The sequence below is a fragment of the Nocardia sp. NBC_00565 genome, assembly GCF_036345915.1.
Lineage (GTDB): Bacteria > Actinomycetota > Actinomycetes > Mycobacteriales > Mycobacteriaceae > Nocardia.
The window spans coordinates 7327076-7350622 of record NZ_CP107785.1; the positions used below are offsets into that span (position 1 = coordinate 7327076).

A 23547-nucleotide genomic window follows, 5' to 3' on the forward strand; every position below is an offset into this window, starting at 1 on the left:
CCGACCTCGCTTCCCCTGCCAGACGTTGCCTCGAGCGCCGCGGACCCGGGTCCGCCCCTCGCTTACCGATCGCTGACCAGTCCCCACACCGTGCGCGCCCGGCGCAGATCGAGGATGCCCGGCGCGCCGATGTCAGTGGACTGTGCTGCCATCTTCGCACGTAGTACCCCCGGATCGACCCGAGCGGTGGTGTGCCCGGCCGCCTCGAACCGCCGGTTGCGACGCGATTGCGCGGCGACCGCGTTGACCGGCGGCTCGTCGTAGGCCATGCCACCTGGGTGCGCGACGTGATACGTGCAGCCGCCGCGCGACAGTCCGGTCTCGGCATCGAGCAGATCGAAGACGAGCGGCGCGTCGACCGTGATCGACGGGTGCAGCGAGTTGGGCGGCTGCCATGCGCGGTAGCGCACCCCGGCCACTTGAACGTCGGCCTTATCGGTGGCCAGCAGTGGCACCGGCATGCCGTTGCAGGTCACCACGAAGCGGTCGCGATCCGCGCCGACCACCCGGACCTGCAGCCGCTCCACCGAGGAGTCGACGTAGCGGGCGGTGCCGGTGGCCGCGGTCTGCTCGCCGAGGGTATTCCACGGTTCGATCGCGCCGCGCAGTTCGAGTTCGACATCGCCGAGCACCACCGTGCCGATGCGTGGGAAGCGGAATTCGGTGAACGGATCGAGCCAGCTGGTATCGAATTCGATGCCGTGCTCGCGCAGGTCGGCGGCGACCTCGGCGATATCGGTCATCAGGAAATGCGGCAGCAGATACCGTCCGTGCAGATTGGCACCGTGCCGAATCAGCCGCGCCCGCAACGGCTTCGCCCAGAACCGCGCGACCAGTCCGCGCACCAGCAGTGACTGCACCATCGCCATCTGGAAATGCGGCGGCATCTCGAAGCCGCGCAGCTCCACCAATCCCAATCTGCCCCTTGCCGTTTCCGGGCTGTATAGCTTATCGATGCAGAATTCGGCGCGGTGGGTATTGCCGGTGAGGTCGGTGAGCAGATGCCGCAGTGCGCGATCGATATGCCATGGCGCGTTCGAATGCCCCCTGAGCCTGCCGATTTCGGCGAAGGCGATCTCCAATTCGTAGAGCGCGTCCTCGCGCCCCTCGTCCACCCGCGGTGCCTGTGAGGTCGGACCGACGAACCGGCCCGCGAACAGATACGACAGCGCCGGATGCCGCTGCCAATAGGTGAGCATCGAAACCAGCAGATCCGGACGGCGCAACAGCGGCGACCGCGCGGGCGTCACCCCGCCGAGGGTGATGTGATTGCCGCCGCCGGTCCCGCTGTGCGTGCCGTCGACATCGAAGGATTCGGTGCCGAGCCGGGCCAGCCTGGCCTGTTCGTACAGCGTCGAGAGCAGCTCGGACTGCTCGGCGAAGGAGGCGGTGGGCTGCACATTCACCTCGATCACCCCCGGGTCCGGCGTCACCGACAGTGTGCGCAGCCTGGCATCGACGGGCGGGGCATAGCCCTCGAGCACCACCGGCTGACCGGACGGCCCTACCGCGGCCGCGGCCGCCTCGACACGACGGATCAGATCGAGGAAGTCGTCGAGTTGTTCCAGCGGCGGCAGGAAAACATGCAGTTTGCCATTGCGCACCTCGCCGACGAGTGCGGTGGTCGGCTCCCAGTCCGCGGCCTCCACCACCGCGGGCGGTTCGGCCCATGGGACCTGCAGCGGTCCCATGAAGAGCGGGTCGCTGTCGGGCCGCGGCCGCGGCGTCTGCCAGGAAACGGCATCCAGCGGCAACCGCAGTCCGGCCGGAGAATCCCCCTCCGACAACACGATTCGCCCCGCCGGCTGGTCGGGCGACTTGCCGCGCCGCATCCGCCAGTCGGCACTCGCCCAACCGGAATCGTCCGCACGCCTGTACAGCGGCAGCACGTACGCGGTGGGCGCGACAACCGGCGAATCGAGGCGCGCCAACAGCTCCTTGCGCGCCTGTGCCGAATCCTGCTCCGGTTCCAGATCATCGATCGGATCCACCGGATCGCCCTGTGGCGCACGGATACTGCCCGCCAACCGGGCCAGCGGATCCTCGAAGGCCGGGCGCACTTGGGCATCCGGGAGCCCGAGGCCCGCGGCGACATGCGCGATCAATGCGCGTGCCGACTCCGCATCGGCACGCGGCGGCCACTGCGTACGCGGGACCGCCGAGCCGTCCGCAGTCACCGCGCCGTCACCGCTGCCGCCATTTCCGTCCGCCGCGGCGGACGAATCCGAACGAGGCTGCGCCCCGGGCGGATTCCCGACGCCAGCGGCCGCCACCGCGCCGTCGGCCGGATCTGTGTCCGCAGTCGACTGCGGCCGGGCCACGCTCCCCGAGTGCTCGGCCATCGGCTCGACGACGACGGTTTGTCCCTCCGGGACCACAGTAACCAGCCTTGGTGACGTCCACGGATCGATGAGCAGATCCTGTCGAGTCCACACCGGTTCGTCATCGGCCCGCCACGCGACGGCGATCTCCCAGCGCGGCAACGCTTCTTCCGGATACCACTTGCCTTGGCGGTACTGCACGAGCCCGGTCGGCGCGTAGCCGCGACGCAACCGATCGGCGAGGTCGACCGCGCGTTCGCGCTTGTGCGTACCGTCGGCCTCGGTGGTCCACTCCGGGCCGGTCTGGTCATCGATCGAGACAAAGGTCGGCTCGCCACCGATGGTCAACCCGACCTCCATCGCGGCCATCCGCTCGTCGACCGCCGCACCCGCGGCGGTGATCCGCCCCCACTGGGATGCGGTGTAGGGCAGCGTGGTTCGCGGATCCTCGTGCACCCGCCGTACCGTATTGGCGAAATCCATCGTCGCCATGGTGCGTCCGGTCGCACCGGTGATCGGTGCGGCGGAGGTCGGATGCGGTGTCGCGGCCAGCGGTATGTGGCCCTCCCCCGCGAACAGCCCGGAGGTGGGATCCATCCCGACCCACCCCGCACCCGGCAGATACACCTCGGTCCAGGCATGCAGATCGGTGAAATCCGCGGGCGGCCCGGACGGTCCGTCGAGCGAGGGCACATCCTGGGCCAGCTGCACCAGATATCCGGAGACGAATCGCGCCGCCAGCCCGAACTCCCGCAGAATCGACACCAGCAACCAGGCCGAATCGCGGCACGATCCGATCGCGGCACGCAGCGTGTGGTCCGGCGACTGCACGCCGGGCTCCATCCGAATCGTGTAACCGACACCCTGGCGCAGCGCGTGATTGACCGCGACCAGGAAGTCGATGGCGCGTGGCCGATCGGTCGGCAGCTGCGCGCGCACCCAATCACGGACCAGCGCACCGGGTCCCGAACCGGGTTCGGATTCATCCACCGGCCGCAGATACGGTTCCAGATCCGTGACCAGCTCCGGGGTGTAGGCGAACGGGAAGTACTCGGCATAGTCCTCGACGAAGAAGTCGAACGGATTGATCACCTCGAGGTCCGCGATCAGCCCGACGGTGATCGACAGCTCCCGCGCCGGATTCGGAAAGACCAGCCGAGCAAGGAAATTCCCGAACGCGTCCTGCTGCCAATTGCAGAAGTGATCGTCCGGGGTGACCCGCATCGAGTAGGCCTCGATCCTGGTCCGCGAATGCGGTGCCGGCCGCAGTCGCACCACATGGGGATGGACCTCCACCAGCCGGTCGAAGGTGTAGGTGGTCCGGTGTTCGAGCGACACCTTGATGCCCATGCAGCAAGTTCATCACACCCTGGCCAGGTGTGTAGCAGCATGAACAGTCGTTTTCCGGACAGCCGCCGTGCCGATGCCGTCGCGCGACACGCGTCCGACCTCCCACCACCCCATCAGCGTGGGTGATATGACCGATTCACGAACCGATCTCGTCTGGAGGTCACATGCGCGCGCCGACCTGCCCGTCCTGCGAATCCGCCATCGACCACTGCCACGGCACCCTCATCGTCCACCTCGGCCGGATCCCCGAATGCACCGACGAGGACTGCCTCGACCTCGAGCACGCCCGTCACACCTTCGTCGTCGATTGCGCCGACGTTGCCGGCGGCTGTGCCTGCACGACGCACAGCCCCGATATCACCCGGACCGCCTGAATCGGACACTCGACGGGCACGGGCCGGTTCGCTGCTGAGTCGCCCGCCCTACTCCTGGGCTAGGACGGGCAGTCTCAGCTGATACTTACGGCTGCCACCAGGGCCGCAGCGGAAGTCCCGATTCACCGTTCGGGCCGAGCTTGACGCCGAGCACCTGGTGCAGCTGAACCACGTTGCGCTGGAAGCCGAGTCGGCAACCGGCCATATAGAGGCCCCAGACCTTCGCGGTGCCCTCGCCGACCTCTTCGACGCAGGCATCCCACTTGGCGACCAGGTTCTTACACCATTCGTGCAGGGTGAGCGCGTAGTGCTCGCGCAGGTTCTCCTCGTGCATCACCTCGAGGCCGACATTCTGGATCTCGGAGACGATCCGGCCGGAGCCGATCAACTCGCCGTCCGGGAACACATAGCGGTCGATGAAGTCACCGGCCTTGGTGGTCCTGGTGTTGTCCGGGCGGGTGATGGAGTGATTCAGGAACAGGCCGCCCTCGCGCAGCTTGCTCTTGATGTAGTCGAAGTAGAACGGGTAGTTGTGCACGCCGATGTGCTCGGTCAACCCGATCGAGGAGACGGCGTCGAAGCTGACCTCCGGAATATCGCGGTAGTCGGAGTGCCGCACCTCGGCCAGATCGGACAGCCCCTGTTCGGCGATCTTCTCCTGGGCCCACTCGGCTTGTTCCGCGGATAGCGTCGCGCCGATGACCTTGACACCGCGCTTGGCCGCGTAGCGGACCATGCCGCCCCAGCCGCAGCCGATATCGAGCAGCCGATCGCCTTCCTTCAGCCGCAGCTTGTCGAAGACCAGGCGGTACTTGTTCTCCTGGGCCTGCTCGAGCGTCCGGTCCTCGTCCTCGTAGACCGCACAGGTGTAGGTCATCGAGGGGCCCAGGACGTACTCGTAGAAGGTATTCGAGACGTCGTAGTGGTGGTGGATGGCTTCGGCGTCGCGCGTCTTGGAGTGCCGCAGGCCCTCCAGCGCGATCCGGCGCCAGCGCGGCAGCGTCTCCTGCGGCGGCGGCGCGATCGGTTTGAGCCGCTCCCACCCCAGCGAGCGGGCGATGGTGACCAGCGCCAGCGCCGACGGACGGCGGAACTTCAGCCCGTCCATCGCCCGGAGAATGTCGTACGGATCGCCGGGATGGACCCCGGTCGCGGTCATATCGCCGGCGATGTACGCGCGGGCCATACCGAGGTCACCGGGCGCGGTCGCCAGGTAGTTGATGCCGCGCGGCGTCTTGATCTCGAGCGTGTAGTCCGAGTCCTCAGGTCCGGTCACGCTGCCGTCGTATGCGGTCAGCCGGATCGGCACCTCGCCGTCGACGAGGATCTCGAAGATCTCGGCAATGCTGAGTTTGGTCCCGAGGTCCGCGAAGACATCGGAACGGTCCCTGAATGTCGTCATTTGCGTTGCACCGCCTTCGAATACAAATCCAGCAATCGCTGGTCCGGGTCGTAGCGCTTCTTCAATTCGGTGTAGATCTCGCCGCCGTAAAGGGCGGCGAATTCATCTTTGCCGTAATACGAATCCGAGTACAGAGACTTATGGCCGTCGAACTCGGTCACCGTCTGCTCGATCGCGCGGTTGGCCTTGCCATCCTGCTGACCTGCGGCAGTGGGGACGGCGGACCAGAATCCGACGTTGACGTAGGTCCGATTCGGCTCCAGCGGGTACAGCGGCCACGGGCGTCCATTGGTTTCGGTATCCGACTCACGCAGCCGCAGCGGGCACAACCAGATCGGCTCGATCGGAATCTCGCGCAGGAACCATTCGACGAAGTCCGCGGTCCGCTCGACCGGCACCTCGATGTCCTGCACCACCCGCTCGCGCGGCTGGTTGCCCTGGCGAGCCTCCAGCTTGTCGCCGATGTGGTACTTGTGATCCAGTGCGATGAGTTTCCAGTAGAAGCTGCTGCGGCGGTAGCGCTTCGGCCAGAATCGGCGGATCTTCGGGTTCTGGGTGCCGAAGGCGCGCGAGCACCAGAACCAGTCGGTGTCCCAGCGCCAGAGGTAGTCGTGGATGGTCAGCCGATCACGCTTGGGTTGCGCGGAGTCGTGCTGGATGGACCGGTAGTAGATGTCCATGCCGGTGTAGTCGCTGACCGGGCCCGGCTCGTCGGTCTGGCGGCCCAGCGTCAGGTAGCTCTCCTCGGCAGTGAAGACCACGCCGTCGAGGTAGTCGACGCGCTCACCGTCGTAGGTCTTGTCCGTGACGATCCGCGCGAGCGTCGACTCCAACTCACGCAGGTCATGGAACCGGACGTGACGCAGCGCGACGTAGGGCTGCACGGTCTCGAGTTCGATCTTCAGGCGGACCGAGTAGCCGAGGGTGCCGTAGGAGTTCGGGAAGCCGTGGAACAGATCCGCGTTCTCGCCATCCGGTGTCGCGGTGATGATCTCACCCGCGCCGGTCAGCACATCCATCTCCAGGACCGATTCGTGCGGCAGGCCGTTGCGGAACGAGGTCGACTCGATGCCGAGGCCGGTGACCGCGCCGCCGAGGGTGATCGTCTTGAGCTGCGGCACCACCAGCGGGGCCAGTCCGTAGGGCAGGGTGGCGGCGACCAGATCCTCGTAGGTGGTCATCCCGGCCACGTCCGCGGTCTTGGCTTCGGCGTCTACGGTGATGACCTCGGCCAGACCGGAAACGTCCAAGCCGGGGGCGGTGCTCTCGGCCCTGGCCCGGAACAGATTCGAGGTCTTCTTGGCCAGCCGGACGTTGGCGTCCCCGGGTATCGCGCGGTAACTCGCCAACAGCCGGTCCACCCCGGCTCGATGCGCGGCGAACCCTGATTCGTGTGCGGCCGATGCGTGTCCGGCCTTCCCCAACAGACTCACTGGCACTCCTCGACGCTAGTACGCACCGGTCCGCCGAGCCACTTCGAGGCCGACGACGAGGGATAAATATCACGGATCTGTTGCATCGGGAATACCCAGGACTCGCCGTGTCAGTCCAGCGGTGATCCGGGCCGTGTCGGGTTCCGGCTTCGCGCGTTGTATTGCATGGATCCCCTCCGGCGCAATCTGATCGGAGCCTAACAGTGCGGACCGGTCGGCGCGCGGTGATCAACATCGCGACGCGCAACTGCGACCTGAACGTCACCGAGCCGCGTGGACAGGGCAGGATAGGGGAAACCGCGGGGAGCGGAGCGACCAGGACAAGGAGCTCATTGTGGGACAGGTCAGCGCCAGCAGTTCGATCGCCGTCACGGCGGATCCGCAGCGCGCACTGGAGGCCATCGCGGATTACGAGACGGTGCGTCCGCGCATCCTCTCCGCGCACTACCGCGACTACAAGGTGATCGAGGGCGGCAAGGGTGCGGGCACGGTCGCCGAATGGACCCTGCAGGCCACCGAGAAGCGTTCCCGCAATGTGCATGCGGTCGTCTCGGTATCGGATTCCATCGTGACCGAACGTGATTCGAATTCGACGCTGGTGAACACCTGGACGGTGACGCCGGACGGTGCGGGTTCGCAGGTCACGCTGCGCACCTCGTGGCAGGGCGCGGGCGGTGTCGCCGGCATCTTCGAGGGGATCTTCGCACCGTTGGGGCTGAAGAAGATTCAGGCCGAGGTGCTGGCGAATCTGCAGCGCGAACTGTCCTGAGGCAGATGAAAAGGCCCGGTACCTACCGGGCCTTTTCGATTTCAGCCGGCGGCGATATCGAAGAGGTTGCCCTCCGGATCGGCCAGCGTCGTCCACTGTGCGCCGTACTCGTCGAAGTCGCCGATGCGCTTGGCGCCCAACCCGATCGCGCGATCGATCGATGCGCGCGCGTCGTCCGCCTTGAAGTCCAGGTGGATCACGTTCTTGCCGGGAGTCTTGTCCGGCACCTGGATGAACATCAGCGCCGGTGCGAGCCCGGCGCCCATCCCGACCGAGGCGAACTCCGGACTCGCGTCGGCATCGAGCGGCCGCTCCAGCAGCTCCGACCAGAAGCCGGCGAGCCTCCCGGCGTCGTCGCAGTCGAACACGACATGTTCGAGGGTGAGTGTCATGGTGGTACTCCTGTTCTTATAGCCGACCGATGGGCCAGCAGACTTCGGTGATGTACTGGCTCGGGTCATCGGTATCGCTCGGGGAGGTCGAATACAGCTCCCGAACCGGTTCGGGCAGTGCGGTGTCGTGTTCGGCGACATGGCTGCCCAGCGCGCCGTAGGTACGGTCGAAGTCGTCGAACGGGCCGCTGTGCACGGCGATCACGAAGCGGCGGGCCGGTAGTTCGATGATCGCCACACCCGCGGGGAGTTCGAGGTCGAGCACGGCGGTCGGGATCGGCACGAAGGCCACCACCTCGCCTTCGTCGTTTTCAAAGAACTCCATCGAGTAGGTGGCTCCCGCTATACCGGCGGGCTCGATATGCGCGGTAGCGAGCGTCTCGTACAGCAGCCTGTACGACTCGTCACACCAGGCGCCCAGCCGCTCCCGGCTGACCAGATCGGTGACCGCCAAGGCCGGAAACGCAGGCACCGAACGGTATTCGACCGCGATCGGCGCGGACGGCGTGAGCAGCGATCGCAGTGAGGCGACCACCGCCTGGGTGCGTTGCAGTTCGGCCTCCATGCGCTCGAGATGCGCGCGGATCGTGGCGTTGCGGGTGTCCTCGTCCGGTGCCATCAGCATCGACTTGATCTCGGGCAGCGGCATATCCAGCCCGCGCAACCGCCGGATCAGATGCGCCTGCGGCACCTGATCGACGGAGTAGCGCCGGTAGCCGGACCCGGCGTCGATCGCGGCGGGTTCGAGCAGTTCGATGTCGTGGTAGTACCGGAGCGTCTTCACGCTGAGATAGGTCAGCCTGGCGAACTCCCCGATGGAGACGGTCGCTGTCATATGCACAGCGAACACCCTCCAGTGCGGGGAGGGTCAAGAATGGGCTAGTTGGTCAGCGCGAAGGTCACCAACAACATGGTCTCCGCAGCGGTATCGCGCCACCACGAGTAACCGAACCAGACGCCGGGGGTGATCTCTCGAATTTCATCGTAGATCTGCGGGATCGGGGACGGGGCGTAGTTCAGTACCCAGGTCGGACCGCCGTCGAGAATCGCGGGTGCGGTGTAGACGTCGGCGGGCAGCGCCTCGATACCGGCGGGGGTCAGACGGTTCATCAGACGGCCGCCGTCGGGGCCGGTGTAAAAGGTTTTGCCGATCCACGCCACAGGAGCCCAGGTCTGCGTGGCCACCGGACGGATGACCCAGCCGTTTGTCACGCCCATCGGGACGGCGCCGCGCGGTGCATCGTGGAAGATCGCATCCTGCTGCTCGGCGGAGCAGCGAAACCGCAGCGAATCGATCGTTGCCGCTCGATTGCCGGGGTCCAGATAGCAGCCCGACCCGTAATCGGATACGTCAGCGCCGGAATCTGCCGCTGCTGCTGAAGCCGTCAATATCGTGGTGAAACTCAACGATGTCGCGAGAATTCCGAATATCAGTGTGCGGTGTGCGTTCATGCTGTCTCCAGAATTGCTGAACGGCTGCCCGACCTATTGTTCGATAGTAGGTCGGGCACGTCGGCGTTCCTGGAACGGCAATCAATCCGTTACCCGCGCAGGTGCGATGTCAGGGGTAGGTGAGCGCGAAGGTCAGCAGCAGCGTGGTCTGGAAGAAACCGCGCCACCACGAGTAGCCGAACCACACCCCGGGCGTGACCTCCCGGATTTCGTCGTAGACCGGCGGGGTCGGGGACGGGTCGTAGTTCAATACCCAGGTCGGTGCGCCGTCCGTGAGCGCGGGTGCGGCATAGACATTGGCCTTCCAAGCCTCGATGCCCGCACCGGTGATCCGATTCATCAGGTAGCCGCCGTCGGGGCCGGTGTAGAAGTTTTTGCCGATCCAGAACGGAGGGGCGAGGGCCTCCATCACCGGTGGACGGGTCACCCAGCCGTTCGTGGTTCCGCGCGGTACGTCGCCGAGGGGGGCATCCCGGAAGATCGCGTCCTGCTGTTCGGCCGAACAGCGCAGACGGAGCGAATCAATCGTCGCGGCACGGTCTTCGGGGTAGAGCACGCAGCCGCCGCCGTAGTCCGAGACCGCGTCGACAGTGGCGTCCGCAGACGTATCGACAGTGGCGTCCGCAGACGTGTCGATGCCGGAATCGGCGGCAGCCGTTGGGCTTTGGATGCCCACGACGATGCTGGGAAATCCCAGGGAAAGCACCAGGGTGCTCATGAAAAGTACTCGGTTCGTGCTCATAGCTGTCTCCAACTCGCGACCCCGTCTCCGACCCGCAACTGATCGTAAGTTGATCGTGACCGTCCGGCGCGGCGAACAGTCGATCCGTTATGCGTCGGTTGCCTGCGGCCGGGGCTGCGGACGGACCGCGTTTCGCCTGCCCGCTAGGCTGGACCACGACACTTTCCGCAGAGAGGACAAGCCGTGCAGCCCGGTGGTCAGTTCGATATGCAGCAGTTACTCGCCCAGGCGCAGCAGATGCAGCAGGCGGTGATGCAGGCCCAGGCCGAGATCGCGGCAACCGAAGTGGAGGGTCAGGCCGGTGGTGGCCTGGTCGAGGTGACGATCAAGGCGACCGGCGAGGTCGTCGCGCTGACCATCGACCCGAAGATCGTCGATCCCGACGATGTTGAAGGGCTGCAGGATCTGGTGATCGGCGCGATCAACGACGCCATGTCCAACGCACAGCACTTGGCTGCCGAGCGACTCGGTCCGCTGGCCGGTGGCGGCTCGCTGCCCGGCCTGCCCGACTTCTGATCCGGGGACGTCTTTGTACGAGGGCCCGGTCCAGGATCTGATCGACGAGTTGGGCAAATTGCCCGGCGTCGGTCCGAAGAGCGCGCAGCGCATCGCATTTCATCTGCTCCAGGTGGAGCCGCCGGAAATCGATCGGCTGCAGGCCGCTCTGCAGAAGGTGCGCGACGGTGTGCAGTTCTGCGTGCTCTGCGGCACCGTCTCGGATAACGAAATGTGCCGCATCTGCTCGGATCCGCGCCGGGACCGCACCATGATCTGTGTGGTCGAGGAGCCCAAGGACGTGCAGGCCATCGAGCGCACCCGGGAGTTCCGCGGCCGCTACCACGTGCTCGGCGGCGCGCTCGATCCGCTCAGCGGCATCGGACCGGATCAGCTGCGCATTCGAGAGTTGTTGGCGCGCATCGGCAATCAGGAGGACGGCGTCGATGTCAGCGAGGTGATCATCGCGACCGATCCGAATACCGAGGGCGAGGCGACGGCCACCTACCTGGTGCGGATGCTGCGGGATTTCCCGGGCTTGTCGGTGACGCGATTGGCTTCCGGACTGCCGATGGGCGGCGATCTCGAATTCGCCGACGAGCTCACGCTGGGGCGCGCGCTCTCGGGTCGGCGGGCGTTGTAGATCGGGGGTTGCGCCCTGACATGCACGGGTTACTGTGTCGGGGATGAGCATCGAGTTCTTGCTGACCACGCTCGTCATCGTCGCCACACCCGGGACCGGCGTGCTGTTCACGCTGGCGGCCGGACTGTCCAGGGGGACCAGGGCCAGTGTGATCGCGGCCTTCGGCTGCACGCTCGGCATCATTCCGCATATGGTCGCGGCGGTGACCGGACTGGCCGCGCTGCTCAACGCGAGTGCCGTCGCGTTCCAGACGTTGAAGTACCTCGGTGTCGCCTATCTGCTGTACATGGCGTGGAATACCTTCCGGGACAAGGGCGCACTCGCCGTGCCGGAGCAGGAGTCCGGACAGCGCGGTGCGCCCTCGGCGCGGCAGGTGATCACCTCGGCGGTGCTGCTCAATATCCTCAACCCGAAGCTGACGATCTTCTTCTTCGCGTTCCTGCCGCAGTTCGTGCCGACCCTTTCGAGCGACCCGCAAGCGATCGCAAGCGAAGATGGCGCACCGAATGTGCTGGCGCGCATGCTCGAACTGAGCGGGATCTTCATGGTCGCCACGTTCCTGGTGTTCGCGATCTACGGTGCGTGTGCGGCCGCCGTACGCGACCAGGTGATCTCGCGACCCGTCGTGGTCACCTGGATGCGCCGGGTCTTCGGTGCGTCGTTCATCGCCCTGGCCGGCCGCCTGGCCGTGCAGAATCAGTGACCGTCAGAGGGTGATTCGGCTCCACGGCAGCGCCTGCAGCCGGGTGCGGTCATCGGTGGCCCAATCCCAGATCAGCTCCGCCACGGTCTGTGGGTCGGTGACGGTGATGCCGAAGTGCTTATCCGGGGCGCCGTCTCGATACTCGAGGGTGAACGTTCCGGATTTGTCGCGATAGGTCTGGATGTAGACCTGCTCGTCCCGTTCGACGACCAGGTACGGATTCGGCGGGGCCAGCTCGGAAACCCACTGGTCGGCAAGTGCTTTCGTCACGTAGGGGAATTCGCCCGCGCCACCGTGGGTGACCAGTGCCGGTACATGTCCGACCGGGTCGATCAGCCAGGCCAGCTGCGGATCGTAGACGGCGTAGTTCAGCGGCGTCGCGATCTCGAAGAGCAGGTGCCGGACGAATCCGATCGCGTCGTAGGGACACGGCACGTGCAGCACCGCGCCGGTCGCCGCGCCGCCGACCGGAACCGTGCTGAGGAAGCCGTCCTGCTCCGGTAACTCGGCATTGCGTCTGTTCAGCTCCGCCGCTATCGCCGCAACCGGTTCCGACTCGGGTTTGCCCTGCTGAGTGGCCAGATACGCGTCGACCTGCGCGATTGTCGAGGCGACACCGGACGGCAACAAGACGTGGTCGTAACTCACGACTCCCAGCGTACGGTGGCGCAATCCCAGCAAATCCAGCGCAGTCGCGTCCTCGGTCGAGGATCAAGATCAGGTGGAACTGGCGGTGTCGGCTTCTCGGCCGATCCCGCCAGCAGTTCCACCTGATCTTGGTGTCAGCCCAGGAGCTCGTCGAGGAAGAGGGCGGGGAGGGGGGTGTCGGTGGGTTGGCCTGGTGTTGAGTGGGTTTCGGTGCGCAGGACGCGGAGGATGGCCAGTACGCCGGGGCCTGCGTCCAGTAGTGGCATGGTCCAGCCGTGTTCGGCGCAGGTGGCGGCGGCGGGTAGGAGGAGGGCGGTGGCTTCGCCCACCCAGCCGGAGGCGGCCAGGCATTCGGCCAGCAGCAGTGCGGTGTCCAGTTCCGCGCGGGGGCGGTGCTGTTCGATCATTCGGCCGTGCAGCGCTCTGGCTCGGCGCACCGCTCGGTCATCGGCGCGCAGCTGGTGTTCGGCCAGCAGGGCGCGGATCGCGGCGATCTCCTCCGCCTCGGCGGCCAACGCCGCCGAGCCCGTCATCCGATGCGCCTGGTGGATGGTTCCGGAGATATCCGACTCGTAGCCGGTCGCGGTGTCGGCGGCCCGCCGGGCGGCGGAATCGGTCAGCAGGCCGAGCCGCAACCGCTCGGCCCGGATGTGCGCGGCGAGCCGAATCAGCTTGTTATCGATCGCGATTCGGTCGCCCTCGTCGAGCCGGGCGGTGGCGGTGTAGAGATCGCCGAGCGCGGCCTTGACCCGTGCGCCGATCACGAAGGTCGAGATCAGGAAGTCGACCGGCCCGACGTGGGTGACGAGCTGGTGGCTGTCATCGAGCAACCGATCGGCGGTGTCCAGATCGCCTCGCCGATAGTTCAATTCCCCGAGCAGCGCGGCAGCCACCCGCACCGCGTGCGAGCGCGGTCCGGCCTTCTCCCGCGCGGTCTCCCATGCCTGCTGGAAACACTGTGTGGCAGTGGCGATATCGAGCTGTTCATAGGCCGCCGCGCCCTGTCCGCACAGCCCGAACACCGCGCCGAGCGGATCCTTGGACCTGGCGTGATACGGCGCCGCCCAGTCCTGGATCTCGCGCGCGCCGACGAAATCGAATTCGCACAGTCGCACGAACGAGGTGAGATTCGCCGCGGTCGATACCGTCCAGGCGGGCAGTTCATCCGGCTTCTCCAGACAATCCGCCACGCGGTCCAGCACGCCCTCGGTGTGATCGCGGGCGATCTGATCCGAGGCCGCGAGCACCGCGGCCTGACAGCGCTGGCGGACCACATCGGCGTCGGTCGACGAACCGCGCGCCAGTACATTCGACAATCGGCCGAGAGCCGTGCGCGCCGCGCTGGACTGCTGCAGATTCACATTCGCCCTGGCGACCGCCATCAGCAGCTTGGACCGCGAAGCCACCTGTTGCACAGGCAGTTTCGATACCGTCCCGAGCAGGGTGGCCAGGCGGGACTTGTCGATGAGGTCCATACCCCCGCTCTCGAGCAGGTCCAGCGCCATCTTCAGGTCCGTCGCCGCCAGTGCGTGGTCGACCGACTTGCGCAGCAGCTGATGCTCGGCGTACCAGCGAGCTGCCTTGCGGTGCAATGCCTTCAGTTTGGCCGGATCGGATCGCTCCAACCGCGCCCGCAGATGTTCGGCGAACAGCGGCTGCATCCGGAACCACTCGGGATCGTGGGCGATGCGCCGTACGAACAACTCGCGCTGTTCGGCCTGCTCCAGCAGCTGTTCCCCCTCCGGATCCTCCGAGAGCGCCGAGGCCAGCGAACCGGAAACCCGCTCGGTGACCGAGATCGCGGTGAGGAAGTCGAGCATCCTGGGTTCGAGTGTGTCGAACACGTTTTCGGCGAGATACTCGCGGATGCCGTGGCTACCCTCGGCGAGATTCTCGATCAACCGATCCGGATCGATATTGCCGCGCAATGACAAACTCACCAGCTGGACGGCCGCCGGCCAGCCGTCGGTGGCCGAATGGATGGCCTCGACCTGGTCGTCGGTGAGCGCGAAACCGTTGCGCCGCAGCAGAATGTCCTTGGTCTCGGCCGCCGTCAGGCGCAGCGCCGAGGAGCTGATCTCGACCAGTTCGTCGTGCACCCGCATCCGACTGGTCGGCAGGCCCGACTGTTTCCGGCTGGTCACCACGAAGCGCAGATGGTGACATCCGTTGTCCAGCAACACATCCATCGCCCGATGCACACCGGCATCGCTGACCCGGTGCCAATCGTCCACGATCACCACGACGGTGAAGCCGCTGGCGTGGATCTCATCGATCAGCGTCGAGATGACGTAGGCGACCGCGTCGGCGGGCCGTTCCTCGAGCACCTGGTCCAGCCCCTCGCCGATATCCGGGCGAACCCGCCGGATCGCCTGGATGAGGTGGGCCAGGAACCAGATCTCGTTATCGTCGTCCTGATCGACGCCGAGCCAGGCGACGGCAACACCGGCGTCGGTCAGCTCGGTGCGCCATTGGGCGGCCACCGTGCTCTTGCCGAATCCGGCCGGCGCGTGGATCACCGCGAGCCGACGCCGGCCACCGGCGCGCAGGATGTCCAGCAGCCGAGGGCGCGGCACCGGATCGCGGGCCGGGGTGGGCGGCCGGAATTTGGTCGCGGCCGTCGGCGGCAGCGTCGCCGCCGAACTCGAATTGGCCGGATGCTGTGACACCGCGGGGCGCAAGGTCAGCGGCCAACTGCGGCGCGCGGTCACCGCGGGCCGGGTCGTGGTCGTTTCGACCGGATTCGCGTGGTCCACCTCGTCCGGCACCACCGAGGTGTCCAGTAGCGCCATCTCATCGGGCATCTGATCGTGCTCACGCTGTACCGTGCGCAGCAGCTCGCCGAAGTCGAACGCCGAGGCGGGACGCTTGCTCGGGTCGGTGGCCATCGCGTGTTGGATGGCGTCGGCGACATCGTCGGGGATGTCGTGCCCGTGTATTTCGGGCACCGGTTGGGTGGTGATCCGCAGAAACTGCGCGACGACTTTCTCCCCCGACTGCCGTTCGAAGGCGGCATGTCCGGTCAGCAACGCGAACAGCGTCGAGCCGAGGCCGTAGATATCGGAGCGCACGGTCGGCTCGTCGCCCCGGAGCACCTCGGGTGCGGTGAAGGCGGGCGAGCCGGTGATCAGACTGCTGGAGGTGCGGAAACCGCCTGGAATCCTGGCGATCCCGAAATCGGTCAGCTGCGGTTCGCCGTAGGCGCTGAGCAGGACATTCGCCGGTTTGACGTCCCGGTGCAGGATCTGGGCGCGGTGCGCGCTCTCGATCGCGCCCGCCAGCTTCACCCCGGCACGCAGTGAATCCGCCCAGGTGAGCGGGCCCTGTTCACGAATGAGCTGTTCGAGCGAACCGCGGGTGCAGTAGGGCATCACGATGAACGGCTGACCGGTCGGGGTGACATCGACCTGCAGGATGTCGACGATATTCGGATGGCCGGACAGGCGGCCCATCGCCTGCTCCTCGCGCAGAAACCGCTCGCGGCTCTGGGCATCGATCTCCGAGGAGAGCACCTTGACCGCGACCACCCGGTTCAGCGCGTATTGGACACAGCGATACACCACCCCGAACCCGCCTCGGCCGATCTCGACCGCACTCGACAGGCCCATCGCTTCCAACTCATCGACGATCTCGATGGGCGCATGTCGCTGCGTGTCCGATTCGGCCGGAGTCGATTCGGGTTTTGCCTTGCCTGAACGCATCTGTGGACTCACGTGACCACCTCGAACTCACATCGAATCGGCGTCACCGGCGATCAGGGAACAAGCGGACATCGGACACCGCGAAACGATCTCGCGATGCCCGATATGTCTGCGCATACTCCAACGTAGCGCGGTATCAACCCGAGTGGGTGACTTTCGAAACAGCGTGGTTCCCGCCGCGCCGGCTCGGTCAGCGCTCGGCGGCGGGGCGGGCTTCAGGAGCGGACAGGTAGGTGATGCGCTCCATGAGCCGGTTGCGCTTGGTGTTCTGAAAGGCGGCGATCAGCCAGTGGCCCTCGCGGCGGACCAGGGTGTAGGTCTGGGTTTTCGTGAGTTGGTCGGCGCGCTTGGACTTGCCCTTGTAGGTGTCGCCGTGGCTGTTGACCACAGCGGTGTCCGGACCGTAGAAGCGGAGGTCGACGATATCGTCGGCCAGCCGGGTGCCCTTCAGTACGCCGCCGAACAGGGCCCGGTGCGAGGTGACGATGTCGGCGCGGCCGCGGTAGAGCGTGCCGAGAAAGCTTGTGTAGGTGGCATCTTCGGTGAATACCGCGCCGTAGGCGTCGGCATCGCCGCGGCCCCATGCCTCGATCAGTTCCGCGAGCACACCGTGGATTTCCTTGGCCTCGGTGGTGTTCATAGCGGTCCTCCATGTTAGATTTCTTCTTGAGAGATCTTTCTTCATTCAAGAAGTCTCTTCGTTAAAGAAGAGATTAGAAGATGGAGGTATCCGTGTCAACACCGTCGACGCGCCCGGACGCGAGCGAGATCTATCGCCGTTATCTGAGCGCGGTGATGCTGCACGGACAGGCCGGGGCCCGAGCCGTCGATCTGGGCGCGACGGACCTCTACGCGCTGAACATCCTGGAGCTCAACGGGGCCATGACCCCCGGCGAACTGGGCACCCGCAGCGGACTGACCACCGGCCCCACCACCCGACTCATCGACCGCCTCGAAGACGCGGGCTACGTACGCCGCGTGCCGGTCCCCGGCGACCGTCGCAAGGTCATCGTCGAATTGATCGGCAAGCCAGCCGATCTCGACGAAATCCTGGCCCCCGCCCGCCGCCGCATCGGCGAAATCATCGCCGGCTATTCACCCGAGCAACGCGAAGTCCTCTTCGACTACTTCACCCGCGCCACCGACGCGTACCACGAGGCCGCCGAGGACCTGCGCTCCAGCTGACGGAACTAAGCCCGCCATCGCGAAATGCGTTGGCGGGCTCCATCTTGAAGCCATCTATCGGACAGCCAGTGCGACGAGCTGGGTGAGCTGCTGGTCCGCGAAGTTGTTGTCACTGACCAGCACGAGGGTCCGCTCGCCCGAGGGCAGACGCGGCCCCCAGGTCATCCCCTCGATGTTGTCGACGGGATCCAGTCCGATATCGGCGAGATCGACCAGCAGGCGCTTGGCGACCGGTCGGGCATTGCCGAGCGGGGCGTCCAGAATGTTGGTCGCGCCATTGGTGTCGATCTCGTAGATCCGGATCTTATTGCCGACGCCGAGCACGAAAGATCGTTCCAGGACAAGGAATTTCGTGGGATCGAGTGGGTCGGCCGCCAAGATCGAGGCGATGCCGTTCATGCCCTGACCAGGATCGGGCCGCGACTCAGCGAATACCGGCTCCATCGGGTACGCATACTGAGCCAGCAGCGGACCGAACCGCGCTTGAACCGTAATGCGGGAGGTGGCACCGCTTTTCACGGTAGCGACGGGACCGTCCGGCAGCAGCGGGCCCTCGACGGAGGTCACGAATAACGCGCCACCCGCCGCGAACGTCGCGCCCTCCAGCGCGAGATTCTGGCGCGGACCAGTCGCCGGCCGCATCTTCTCGTTCTCCGGGATCGGCAGTTCGGCCGCGAAGGTGCCGTCTGGATGGGTGACCCGAACAGCGGGGTCGGTGCGCACGGTGTCGGTGCGCTCACCCTCCTGGGTCCAGTAGTAGTCACCGGTCCACGGGTCGACCCGAATCTCCTCGGGGTCGAGCGATTTCGGGTCGTAGCGGGCACCGTCCGCGGTGCGCAGCGGACTGGTTCCGGTGAAAGCCACTGGGCCCATACCGTTTTCATCGACACCGAAGCGGGCGGTATAGAAGCGCGCCGGGTTCCTCTCCGAGCGGTCGTCGCTGATCAGGACGTATTCGCCGGTCCGGGGCTGAAAGTCGATGCCCGACAGGCCGCCGACAGTGGTGCCGAGAAAATCCAGATCGTGCGGAATGATCTGCGCGCCGAGCAGGCGCACCGGCGCGGCCGCGCTCGGCTCGGGTGCCGCCTGCGCGACCGGGGCGACGGCGCACGCGACGGCGAGGGTCGCGACGAGCAGGGTTCGTCTACGTCTAACCACGGTTGCCCACCGTAACGACCTGGTCGATCGACGAGGTTAACTGCGCTCGAAATCGCGCCCCGGAAAACGGCGAAAGCCCGCCACCGCGACATGCGGTGACGGGCTCTGCCGATTACGGCGGGACTACTTGCGCAGCGAGGCCGGCACCTCGAAGCGCTCGCCGTAGGTCTTGGCGAGATAGTCGGCGCGCTCCACGAAGGCCGCCTGCCCACCCGGGTAACCGACGATGAACTGGTGCACACCACCGGTCCAGGCCGGGAAGCCGATGCCGAAGATCGAGCCGATATTGGCGTCGGCGGTGGTGATCAGCACACCCTCGTCGAAACACTTCTGGGTCTCGATGGCCTCGATGAACAACATGCGGTCGATCAGATCCTGCAGCGGCACACCGAAACCGGCGGTGGTCTTGAAGTGCTCGCGCAGACCCGCCCACAGGCCGAGGCGCTTGCCGTCCTCGTCGTACTCGTAGAACCCGGCCTTGCCCAGGCGACCCGGGCGACCCTGCTCGACCAGGTAGTCGATGACGTCCTGCGCCGGGTGGCGCTTGACGCCCAGGGTGGCGTCGCCCTGCTGCGCGGCCTCGAGGGTCTCCTTGGCGATCTTCTGCATCAGCGTCAGGTTCAGCTCATCCGACAGCTGCAACGGCGCGGCCGGGTAGCCCGCCTGCAGACCGGCCTGCTCGATGGTCGCGGGCTCGATGCCCTCGTTGAGCATGGCGATCGCCTCGTTGACGAAGGTGCCGATCACGCGCGAGGTGAAGAAGCCACGGCTGTCGTTGACCACGATCGGGGTCTTCTTGATGGCGAGGGTGTAGTCGAACACCCGGGCCAGCGCCTCGTCGGAGGTCTTCTCACCCTTGATGATCTCCACCAGCGGCATCTTGTCGACCGGCGAGAAGAAGTGGATACCGATGAAGTCCTCCTGGCGCTGCACGCCGGTCGCGAGACCGGTGATCGGCAGCGTGGAGGTGTTGGAGCCCAGCAGCGCATCGGGGGTGACGATGTCCTCGATCTCCTGGAACACCTTGTGCTTGAGCTCGGTGTTCTCGAAGACGGCCTCGATGACGAAGTCGACACCGGCGAAGTCGGCCGCATCCGCGGACGGCTTGATCCGGTCCAGCAGCGCCTTGGACTTCTCCTCGGTGGTCTTACCGCGGGAAAGGGCCTTGGCCTCGATCTTCTCGGAGTAGTTCTTGCCGCGCTCGGCCGCCTCGATGGTGACGTCCTTCAGCACGACCTCGTAGCCCGCCTTCGCGGAGACGTAGGCGATGCCCGCGCCCATCATGCCCGCGCCGAGCACGCCGACCTTGCGGATCTCCTTCTTCGGGACATCCTTGGGCCGCGAACCGCCGTTGTTGATCGACTGCAGGTCGAAGAAGAACGCCTGGATCATGTTCTTCGCGACCGGGCCGGTCAGCAGCGAGACGAAGTAGCGCGACTCGATCAGCGAGGCGTTGTCGATATCGACCTGCGAGCCCTCGACCGCAGCGGACATGATCGCCCGCGGTGCCGGCATGTTGGTGCCCTTGAGCTGCTTACGCAGGTTGGCCGGGAACGCGGGCAGGTTCGCCGCGAAGGCCGGGCTGGCGGGGGTGCCGCCCGGGATCTTGAAGCCCTTCTTGTCCCACGGCTGCACGCCACCCTCGGGGTTGGCCTTGATCCACGCCTTGGCGGCGGGCACCAGCTCCTCGATCGAGCCGACGACCTCGTTGATCAGGCCGATCTCCTTGGCCTTGCCCGGCCGGTACTTGTTGCCCTGCAACAGGAACTGCATCAGCGCGCCCTGCAGGCCGAACATGCGCACGGTGCGGATGACACCGCCACCGGCGGGGAGCAGGCCCAGGGTTGCCTCGGGCAGGCCGAGCTGCACGCCCGGCACGTCCGCGGCGATGCGGTAGTGGGTCGCGAGGGTGATCTCCAGGCCGCCGCCGAGCGCGGCGCCGTTGATCGCGGAGACGACCGGCTTGCCGAGGGTCTCCAGCCGGCGCAGCGCCGACTTGATGGTGTCGAGCTCCTCCATGAGGGCCTGGCCGTCTTCCGGGCCGACCTTGATCATGTTCTTCAGGTCGCCGCCCGCGAAGAAGGTCTTCTTCGCCGAGGTCAGCACCACGCCGGTGATGCTGTCCTTCTCGGCCTCGAGCCGCTCGACGGTCGCGGTCATGGACGTCTTGTACAGCTCGTTCATCGTGTTGGCGCCCTGGTTCGGGTCGTCCATCGTCAAAACGACGATGCCGTCCGAATCCTGCTCCCAACCGATCATGTTGGTGTCACTCACAGCTCTGTGTCTCCTTGCTTGATTGCGGCATTCGCGGGCCCTGCGTGGTTACGCAAGCTGCCTCCTCCGGGCCTGACGCTCATGCCGCGCGAATTCTCAGCTGTCGGTTGGGATTAGACGCGCTCGATGATGGTGGCAACGCCCATACCGCCACCGATGCAGAGGGTGATCAGCGCGTAGCGGCCGTTGCGGCGCTCCAGCTCGTCGACCATGGTGCCGGTGATCATCGCGCCGGTGGCGCCGAGCGGGTGGCCCATCGCGATGGCGCCGCCGTTGACGTTCAGCTTCTCGTCCGGAACCTGCAGGTCCTTCTGGAACTTCAGCACCACGGAGGCGAACGCCTCGTTGATCTCGACCAGGTCGATGTCATCGATCGACAGACCGGCCTTGGCCAGCGCCTTCTTCGCGGCCGGAGTCGGGCCGGTGAGCATGATGGTGGAGTCGGCGCCGCTGGTGGCGGTGGCGACGACGCGGGCGCGCGGGGTCAGGCCCGAGGCCTTGCCCGCCTCTTCCGTACCGACCAGGACCAGCGCGGCGCCGTCGACGATGCCCGAGCTGTTGCCGCCGTGGTGGACGTGGTTGATCTTCTCGACGAAGTAGTACTTCTGCAGCGCGACGGCGTCGAAGCCGCCCATCTCGCCGACCACGGCGAAGGACGGGTTCAGCTTGGCCAGGTCCTCCGAGGTGGTGCCCGGGCGGCGGTGCTCGTCGTTGTCGAGCACGATGATGCCGTTCTGGTCCTTGACCGGAACGACCGACTTGGTGAAGTAGCCGCCGGTCCACGCCTTGTCGGCGAGTTCCTGCGAGCGCACGGCGTAGGCGTCGACGTCATCGCGGCTGAAGCCCTCGATGGTGGCGATCAGGTCGGCGGAAACACCCTGCGGCACGAAGTAGGTGTCGTAGTTGGTGGCCGGGTCCAGGGCCCAGGCGCCACCGTCGGAGCCCATCGGCACCCGGGACATGGACTCCACGCCACCGGCGATGACCAGGTCGTCGAAGCCCGAACGGACCTTCTGCGCGGCCAGGTTCACGGCCTCGAGGCCGGAGGCGCAGAAGCGGTTGAGCTGGAAGCCGCCGACGGTATCGGGCAGGCCGGCCACGGTTACCGCGGTGCGGGCGATATCGGCGCCCTGATCGCCCACGGGTGCGACGACACCGAGGATGAGGTCGGAGATCCGGTCCTCATCGAGGTCGGGGAAGCGAACGCGCAGCTCCTGGATCAGACCAACAGTCAGATCGATCGGCTTCACCGAGTGCAGCGAACCGTTCTTCTTGCCGCGGCCACGTGGAGTGCGGATGGCCTCGTAAATGTAGGCCTCTGTGGTCATATCGGAGTGTTTCCTTCCTTAGGGTGCGGCGGCCGAACCTTCGTCCGTCCACGCTCTATGCGGCGTCCGAACGTCACCGTTCGAGCGCGTTATGCAGCGACACCGCGTATGCGGCGCAGCCGCGAGTGACCTCGCCGACCGGCCCGGAGACCGGTCGTCCTGACGCTGTACAAAAGTCGACAAGCAGCGGCGATGACGGGTTCCGCAGAGCCGTATGCCTGCGCATACCATAGAACCTTGCGACGCCGGAGCTCGCGACCACCCGTTCATACTACCGTCGTGTGCGAACTCCGGTTAACTTAACGTCGTCTGAACGATGGTTGTCAACCGTCCAGCCGTGTGGCACCCAGCTCACTTTTCAGCAGTTCGAGGGCGACCTCGTCCGGGTCGCGCCGATCCCCCGGCGCCACCGGGGTCTGCGACTCGGCCAGCATCTCCTGTTCCTCCTCCGGCGTGGAGGGCGGCGGGACACCGTCGGTCGGCGCGTAGTCGACCGGTCCGGGGTCATCCGGTAGATCCGGGAAGTCGGGCGGCGGAATGTCGTCGTCCGGACGGAATTGGCGCGCATCCGAATTCGCCGTGGGCCGCTGACCGCCGCCCGTCGCGGTATCGGACGCCGCGGCCCTGGCCTGACTCGGCCGCGAGAAGCGCGGCGGCGCGGGCGCATCCGAACCGCGCCCGGCCGTATTGCCGGATTCACGTCCCGGCGCGTTTCCGGCCTGCTGTCCGGCCGCACCCCGTCCCCGGCCACCCGCCTTCGGCGCGGTCGCGGCGGGCCGGGGCGTGGCGCCACCGGCCTCCCAGCGCACCGGGTGATCGCTACCGAGCACCGCGCGCACTGCCGATCGCACTGCCTCCAGATTCCGCGGATCCGACAACCGCTGCGCCAACGGCGCGTGCTGATGCGCGAAAACGATCACATCCCCGTCGATCCGCGACACCGTGGCCCCGGACAACAACGCCTGCACCGTAGGCCCGAACTCCCGAACCTTCGCCCGAATATCCGCCCACGCCCCCTCAACGGCCCGCAGCAAATCCGCATCCGGAACAGCACCAGCGGACCCGGCCGAATCCGGACCTTCGGAGAGCGATTGCGCTGCTTCGGATTCCACTGATCCAGCAGGCAACGAGCCCGCGGATCCACCCGACCTGGCAAGACCATCCACCGCACCGCGAC

Annotated in this window: 19 protein-coding genes; 6 read left to right on the forward strand and 13 right to left on the reverse strand. The window is 66.4% G+C overall.

Annotation, left to right across the window (positions count from 1 at the left end; genetic code table 11):
- Nucleotides 1–62: 62 nt before the first annotated feature.
- Nucleotides 63–3671: a transglutaminase family protein gene (locus OG874_RS33830; protein WP_330251125.1), complete on the reverse strand. Its 3609-nt coding sequence runs from the start codon at nucleotides 3669–3671 to the stop codon at nucleotides 63–65.
- Between the two features lie 164 nt (nucleotides 3672–3835).
- Between OG874_RS33830 and OG874_RS33835 the strand changes: the two genes are divergently transcribed.
- Nucleotides 3836–4045 carry a hypothetical protein gene (locus OG874_RS33835; RefSeq protein WP_330251126.1) on the forward strand — a complete coding sequence of 70 codons (210 nt, stop codon included), beginning with the start codon at nucleotides 3836–3838 and terminating at the stop codon, nucleotides 4043–4045.
- Nucleotides 4046–4130: 85 nt separating this feature from the next.
- On the opposite strand, the gene OG874_RS33840 is transcribed toward OG874_RS33835, so the two are convergent.
- Nucleotides 4131–5447, reverse strand: a complete 1317-nt coding sequence (locus OG874_RS33840; RefSeq protein WP_330251127.1) for a class I SAM-dependent methyltransferase — start codon at nucleotides 5445–5447, stop codon at nucleotides 4131–4133.
- Nucleotides 5444–6880: an FAD-binding oxidoreductase gene (locus tag OG874_RS33845; protein ID WP_330251128.1), complete on the reverse strand. Its 1437-nt coding sequence runs from the start codon at nucleotides 6878–6880 to the stop codon at nucleotides 5444–5446. The genes OG874_RS33840 and OG874_RS33845 overlap by 4 nt, the downstream gene beginning before the upstream one ends.
- A 334-nt stretch (nucleotides 6881–7214) precedes the next feature.
- Here OG874_RS33845 and OG874_RS33850 point away from each other — a divergent pair, with 334 nt between their 5' ends.
- Entirely contained in the window at nucleotides 7215–7649 is a 435-nt protein-coding gene (locus OG874_RS33850; protein ID WP_330251129.1) for an SRPBCC family protein, read from the forward strand.
- Between the two features lie 41 nt (nucleotides 7650–7690).
- Here the strand turns inward: OG874_RS33850 and OG874_RS33855 are convergent, their stop codons facing one another.
- From OG874_RS33855 to OG874_RS33870, 4 genes are all read right to left on the reverse strand, one after another.
- The gene (locus OG874_RS33855) at nucleotides 7691–8041 is read right to left on the reverse strand and encodes a VOC family protein (RefSeq protein ID WP_330251130.1); all 351 of its coding nucleotides are present in this window, start codon (nucleotides 8039–8041) and stop codon (nucleotides 7691–7693) included.
- Nucleotides 8042–8057: 16 nt separating this feature from the next.
- A complete protein-coding gene (locus OG874_RS33860) occupies nucleotides 8058–8876 on the reverse strand; it encodes a MerR family transcriptional regulator (RefSeq protein ID WP_330251131.1) in 819 nt (272 codons plus the stop codon).
- 44 nt (nucleotides 8877–8920) lie between these two features.
- Complete coding sequence (locus tag OG874_RS33865) at nucleotides 8921–9493, reverse strand: hypothetical protein (protein ID WP_330251132.1); 573 nt, start codon at nucleotides 9491–9493, stop codon at nucleotides 8921–8923.
- 109 nt (nucleotides 9494–9602) lie between these two features.
- Complete coding sequence (locus OG874_RS33870; protein WP_330251133.1) at nucleotides 9603–10235, reverse strand: hypothetical protein; 633 nt, start codon at nucleotides 10233–10235, stop codon at nucleotides 9603–9605.
- A 183-nt stretch (nucleotides 10236–10418) separates the two neighbouring features.
- On the opposite strand from OG874_RS33870, the gene OG874_RS33875 reads away from it, so the two are divergent.
- The 3 genes from OG874_RS33875 to OG874_RS33885 are packed head-to-tail and all read left to right on the forward strand — an operon-like array spanning nucleotide 10419 to nucleotide 12076.
- Complete coding sequence (locus OG874_RS33875; RefSeq protein ID WP_330251134.1) at nucleotides 10419–10751, forward strand: YbaB/EbfC family nucleoid-associated protein; 333 nt, start codon at nucleotides 10419–10421, stop codon at nucleotides 10749–10751.
- Between the two features lie 13 nt (nucleotides 10752–10764).
- The gene (recR, locus tag OG874_RS33880; RefSeq protein WP_330251135.1) at nucleotides 10765–11373 is read left to right on the forward strand and encodes a recombination mediator RecR; all 609 of its coding nucleotides are present in this window, start codon (nucleotides 10765–10767) and stop codon (nucleotides 11371–11373) included.
- 43 nt (nucleotides 11374–11416) lie between these two features.
- Entirely contained in the window at nucleotides 11417–12076 is a 660-nt protein-coding gene (locus OG874_RS33885) for a LysE family translocator (RefSeq protein ID WP_330251136.1), read from the forward strand.
- A gap of 3 nt (nucleotides 12077–12079) precedes the next feature.
- On the opposite strand, the gene OG874_RS33890 is transcribed toward OG874_RS33885, so the two are convergent.
- The 3 genes from OG874_RS33890 to OG874_RS33900 form a co-directional block, all read right to left on the reverse strand.
- A complete protein-coding gene (locus OG874_RS33890) occupies nucleotides 12080–12724 on the reverse strand; it encodes a hypothetical protein (protein ID WP_330251137.1) in 645 nt (214 codons plus the stop codon).
- A gap of 134 nt (nucleotides 12725–12858) precedes the next feature.
- The gene (locus OG874_RS33895; protein ID WP_442943454.1) at nucleotides 12859–16425 is read right to left on the reverse strand and encodes a protein kinase domain-containing protein; all 3567 of its coding nucleotides are present in this window, start codon (nucleotides 16423–16425) and stop codon (nucleotides 12859–12861) included.
- 190 nt (nucleotides 16426–16615) lie between these two features.
- The gene (locus OG874_RS33900; protein WP_330251139.1) at nucleotides 16616–17065 is read right to left on the reverse strand and encodes an SgcJ/EcaC family oxidoreductase; all 450 of its coding nucleotides are present in this window, start codon (nucleotides 17063–17065) and stop codon (nucleotides 16616–16618) included.
- A gap of 92 nt (nucleotides 17066–17157) precedes the next feature.
- Here OG874_RS33900 and OG874_RS33905 point away from each other — a divergent pair, with 92 nt between their 5' ends.
- The gene (locus OG874_RS33905; protein ID WP_330251140.1) at nucleotides 17158–17610 is read left to right on the forward strand and encodes a MarR family winged helix-turn-helix transcriptional regulator; all 453 of its coding nucleotides are present in this window, start codon (nucleotides 17158–17160) and stop codon (nucleotides 17608–17610) included.
- Between the two features lie 54 nt (nucleotides 17611–17664).
- Here the strand turns inward: OG874_RS33905 and OG874_RS33910 are convergent, their stop codons facing one another.
- The 3 genes from OG874_RS33910 to OG874_RS33920 all read right to left on the reverse strand — a co-directional run bounded on the left by OG874_RS33910 (nucleotide 17665) and on the right by OG874_RS33920 (nucleotide 22370).
- Nucleotides 17665–18768, reverse strand: coding sequence for an esterase-like activity of phytase family protein (locus OG874_RS33910; protein ID WP_330251141.1), 1104 nt, complete (start codon nucleotides 18766–18768; stop codon nucleotides 17665–17667).
- A gap of 123 nt (nucleotides 18769–18891) precedes the next feature.
- Complete coding sequence (locus OG874_RS33915; protein WP_330251142.1) at nucleotides 18892–21042, reverse strand: 3-hydroxyacyl-CoA dehydrogenase NAD-binding domain-containing protein; 2151 nt, start codon at nucleotides 21040–21042, stop codon at nucleotides 18892–18894.
- Between the two features lie 113 nt (nucleotides 21043–21155).
- The gene (locus OG874_RS33920) at nucleotides 21156–22370 is read right to left on the reverse strand and encodes an acetyl-CoA C-acetyltransferase (protein ID WP_330251143.1); all 1215 of its coding nucleotides are present in this window, start codon (nucleotides 22368–22370) and stop codon (nucleotides 21156–21158) included.
- Between the last annotated feature and the right edge of the window lie 1177 nt (nucleotides 22371–23547).

Bases quoted from the DNA above. Each gene is read 5' to 3' on its own strand.
- OG874_RS33835 (WP_330251126.1), top strand. From the start codon at position 3,836: ATGCGCGCGCCGACCTGCCCGTCCTGCGAATCCGCCATCGACCACTGC.
- OG874_RS33865 (WP_330251132.1), bottom strand. From the start codon at position 9,493: ATGAACGCACACCGCACACTGATATTCGGAATTCTCGCGACATCGTTG.
- OG874_RS33870 (WP_330251133.1), bottom strand. From the start codon at position 10,235: ATGAGCACGAACCGAGTACTTTTCATGAGCACCCTGGTGCTTTCCCTG.
- OG874_RS33855 (WP_330251130.1), bottom strand. From the start codon at position 8,041: ATGACACTCACCCTCGAACATGTCGTGTTCGACTGCGACGACGCCGGG.
- OG874_RS33900 (WP_330251139.1), bottom strand. From the start codon at position 17,065: ATGAACACCACCGAGGCCAAGGAAATCCACGGTGTGCTCGCGGAACTG.
- OG874_RS33895 (WP_442943454.1), bottom strand. From the start codon at position 16,425: ATGCGTTCAGGCAAGGCAAAACCCGAATCGACTCCGGCCGAATCGGAC.
- OG874_RS33885 (WP_330251136.1), top strand. From the start codon at position 11,417: ATGAGCATCGAGTTCTTGCTGACCACGCTCGTCATCGTCGCCACACCC.
- OG874_RS33830 (WP_330251125.1), bottom strand. From the start codon at position 3,671: ATGGGCATCAAGGTGTCGCTCGAACACCGGACCACCTACACCTTCGAC.
- OG874_RS33920 (WP_330251143.1), bottom strand. From the start codon at position 22,370: ATGACCACAGAGGCCTACATTTACGAGGCCATCCGCACTCCACGTGGC.
- OG874_RS33860 (WP_330251131.1), bottom strand. From the start codon at position 8,876: ATGACAGCGACCGTCTCCATCGGGGAGTTCGCCAGGCTGACCTATCTC.
- OG874_RS33840 (WP_330251127.1), bottom strand. From the start codon at position 5,447: ATGACGACATTCAGGGACCGTTCCGATGTCTTCGCGGACCTCGGGACC.